This window comes from Streptomyces sp. NPDC005195 (assembly GCF_040608315.1).
GTDB classification, from domain to species: Bacteria; Actinomycetota; Actinomycetes; order Streptomycetales; family Streptomycetaceae; genus Streptomyces; species Streptomyces kaempferi.
On the sequence record NZ_JBEXHZ010000186.1, the window covers coordinates 1 to 3,699 of the forward strand.

Consider the following 3,699-nt stretch of genomic DNA (forward strand, 5'->3'; position numbering starts at 1 on the left):
TCGGCCTGGCCGGCTGGTCCAAGGGCGAACTCGCGAGGCTGGTCAACAGGCAGGCGGCGGCCATGGGCCACCCCCAGCTGGCGACCGACACCTCTCGGGTGCGGCGCTGGATCGACGTGGGAGAGATCCCGCGCGATCCGGTTCCCCGAGTGCTGGCGGCTCTGTTCACCGAGCGTCTCGGCCGTGTCGTGACCATCGAGGACCTCGGTCTGGTCCGGCACGGGCGTGTGGGGAAGCGGCCGGGCGGCGGGAATGTGGAACATCCCGACGGAGTGCCGTGGGCGCCCGAGCGGACTGCTGCGGTCCTCACCGAATTCACGGGAATGGACCTCATGCTCAACCGACGCGGCTTGGTGGGCGCGGGTGCCGCGCTCGCCGCGGGATCCGCACTCAGCAGTGCCATGCACGATTGGCTGCACACCGATCCGGCCCTGGTGGCCGACGCACCCGACTTCGACAATCCCCTGCACGCCGACCCCGCCGGGTTCGACCGCTACGAGGCCGCCCCCATCGGGTCGCAGGAGATCGAGGAACTGGAGCGCTCGGTCGAGGTGTTCCGGGCCTGGGACGCGGCCCGCGGCGGCGGGCTGCAACGCAAGGCCGTGGTGGGCCAGCTCAACGAGGTGGGAGGCATGCTCTCCTACCGCCATCCCGACCATCTGCAGCGGCGCCTGTGGGGCGTCGCGGCCAATCTCGCCGTCCTCGCGGGCTGGATGTCGCACGACGTCGGCCTGGAGCCCACGGCACAGAAGTACTTCGTCATCGCCGCCCACGCGGCCCGGGAAGGCGGTGACCGGCCCCGTGCCGGGGAGGCGCTCTCCCGCGCCGCGCGCCAGATGGTGCACCTGGGGCGCCCGGACGACGCCCTGGACCTGATGAAGCTCGCCAAGTCGGGCTCGGGTTCGGAGATGCTGCCGCGCACCCGGGCCATGCTCTACACCATCGAGGCCTGGGCACAGGCGTCGCTGGGCAAGGGGCAGGCCATGCGGCGCACCCTGGGCGAGGCGGAGGACCTCTTCGTCTCCGACCGGGGTGACGTGCCACCGCCGAGCTGGATGCAGATGTTCGACGAGGCGGACATGCACGGCATGCAGGCCCTGGCCTACCGGACGCTCGCGGAGCACGACGCGGCCGCGGCGGCCACGGCGCAGCGCCACGCCAAGGAGGCACTGCACCTGCGGGAGAACGGCAGGCAGCGGTCGCAGATCTTCGACTGGCTGTCACTGGCCTCGGCGTGCTTCATCGCCGACGATCCCGAACAGGCGGACCGCTATGCCCGGCTGGCGCTGGTGTCGATGGGGGCGAACTCCTCCCACCGCACCTGGGACCGGCTGCGCGAGATGTACCGGCTCACCGGTCAGTACTCCGGCTACCCGAAGATCCACGAACTGCGTGAGGAGATCCAACTCGCCCTCCCCCAGCCGGTGCTGAAGCCGAGGCGTGAGGGAGACGCACAGGTCTGAAGCCGCCTGTGCGAGGAGACCCGGTGGGGTGGCCCCGTGGGCCGAGCCCGGTTGTCCGGCGTGGTCGACCGCCCGCCAAGCCGACTGTCCAGCCGACCGCTCAGCCGCCGACCCTGGCGATGAGCACGCAGGCGTCGTCCTCGCGTCGGGTCTCACCGAACTCCTCTACAACCATCCGTGCGCAGTCCTGGGCCGTGCGGGCTCCGTCGAGACGCGGGGCCAGGTCGAGCAGCCTCTGGACGGCCGCCGCTCCGTGACATCGGGGGACCAGTCCGTCGGTGTGCAGGAGCAGCAGGTCGCCGTCCTCCAGGGTCTCTTCGGCCTGCCCGTAGGCGGCACCCGAGGTCGCGCCGAGCAGCACGCCGTGCGGTGGCGTGAGGATGCGCCCCGTCCCGTTGCGGAACAGCAAGGGGGCGGGGTGTCCCGCCTGCGCCCAGGTGAGGGTGCGGGTTCCGGGCCGGTAGCGGCAGCAGACGGCGCTGCCGAGAGCCGGCTGCACCGAAGCGTCCACCAACCGGTTCAGCCAGGAGAGGAGTTGACCCGGCTGGGTGCCCGCCATGGCCATGCCGCGCAGGGCGCCCAGCAGCATCGCCATGCCGGAGGCGACGGTGACGCCATGTCCGGTCAGGTCTCCGACGCTCAACAGGGTGTCGCCATCCGGAAGTTCCAGTGCGTCGTACCAGTCGCCGCCGATCAGGGCGGTGGCCGAGGAGGGGAGGAAGTGGGCGGCCAGGTCCAGTGTCCCAGGGCCCCGCCCGGTGGACCGCAGGCTGCCCTGCCAGGGCGGCAGGACGGCCTCCTGCAACTCGACCGCGAGCCGGTGCTCGTCCTGTGCGAAGTGCCGGTCGTGCCGCAGCGAGTCGCGGGTCTCGCCCACCGTCCGCTGGCTGCGCCGCAGTTCGCTGACATCGCGCAGCACCGCCCACATCGCCGCGGTACTGCCGTCGGTGTCGAGCACGGGCTCACCCATGATGTGCACGGTCCGCACTCCGCCGTCCGGGCGCACGACGCGGAACTCTCCGTCGATCGGCTTCGCGTCGATGAGACAGTCGGTGACCATCGTCGTCAGCATCGGCCGGTCCTCGTCGAGCACCAGCGACGGCAGCTCGTCGAGGGTGAGCGGAGGTGCGCCGGGGTCGCGGCCCAGGATCTGGTAGAGCTCCCCGGACCAACTGGCCTCGTCCGTCAGCAGGTTCCACTCGGCGCTGCCGACCCGGCTGAGCAGGGACCCCTCGCCGGGTGGGGTGGGTGCGGTGGGTGCGACAGCGGGTTCCACGGGGGCCGACGGGGGGCCGTCCCGCAGCTGCGCCAGGTGCTGGTCCAGGTCGTTGAGCTGGTGCATCGCGAGATCGCACAGTGCGCGCTGCCAGCGTCCCCGGGCGTCCACGCCGTCCACGGGTGCGTCTCGTCGTACGGCGTCCATCTCGCCGCGCAGTTGCCGCGTCTGCGAGATCAGCGCGTCGACCGCGCCGCGCCGGGGCGGCTGCGCGGCGGGGCGGTCCGCGGAGAGATGGGGCGGCATGGCGCACTCCGATGAGGGGACGGTTCGACCAGAGCTGGGCGGAAGGACCGTTACGACTGTGGCACAGCCCGCGACGCCCTGTAAGGGATTTGGCAACACACGATCCGGTGGTGCTTCTGGTATATGCCGCAGTCCATTCGGAGGGGTCGACCGGGATCGATGAGGTACGTGTGTCGCTTGTTCAAGTCGTAGACGGAGTACGTGACTTGCCGGTTCGCGGGGGTGGCCGGGGCTGTTTCTCAGTCTTGTGTTCGAGGGTCATCTGTGCGGGTCATGTCCAGGGCATGTTCGGATTCAGAGGCCGTGGGTGAACTCTCCCGCCTCCGCCTCGTAGAAGGGGCCCGGATCGATGCCCATGGAAGCGAAGTTGTCCTCGATCTCCAGGCTCGCGAGACCGTGCAGACGGGCCCAGAGCATCATGGTCCGTGCGGCGACCGCCGGCGGGACGTCGTCGACGCCGCGGCGCTCCATCCACTCCTGGACCTGATTCCGCGCACCCTGTGGAACGGCCGAGTCCGGCGCCGCCAGCGCGTTCGCCACGTTCAGTACGACGTTCATCGCCCGCTGGGCCGCCTCGACCAGGCCGGTGGAGTGGGCGTCGTAGCCCTTGAAAGGGGCCCGGAACAGCAGCCGGTAGCGGTGCGGCTCGGTCCGCGCCCAGTCGCGGTAGGCGCGTACGACCGCGGCCAGGCGGTCGGCCCCGTCCCGCGCGGG

The 3,699-nt window shown here is 71.1% G+C and carries 3 protein-coding genes; 1 reads left to right on the plus strand and 2 read right to left on the minus strand.

Annotated elements, in window-relative coordinates; all coding sequences use genetic code 11:
* Positions 1–1,463 (plus strand): hypothetical protein (locus tag ABZV34_RS37640; protein WP_356287243.1); only part of this gene is annotated, 1,463 nt, incomplete at its 5' end.
* A 100-nt stretch (positions 1,464–1,563) separates the two neighbouring features.
* Here ABZV34_RS37640 and ABZV34_RS37645 read toward each other — a convergent pair.
* Both ABZV34_RS37645 and ABZV34_RS37650 read right to left on the minus strand, forming a co-directional pair.
* A complete protein-coding gene (locus ABZV34_RS37645; protein WP_356287246.1) occupies positions 1,564–2,985 on the minus strand; it encodes a SpoIIE family protein phosphatase in 1,422 nt (473 codons plus the stop codon).
* Between the two features lie 294 nt (positions 2,986–3,279).
* The coding region (locus tag ABZV34_RS37650) for a TetR-like C-terminal domain-containing protein (RefSeq protein WP_356287249.1) at positions 3,280–3,699 on the minus strand (420 nt) is incomplete at its 5' end.

Bases quoted from the DNA above. Each gene is read 5' to 3' on its own strand.
- ABZV34_RS37645 (WP_356287246.1), bottom strand. From the start codon at position 2,985: ATGCCGCCCCATCTCTCCGCGGACCGCCCCGCCGCGCAGCCGCCCCGG.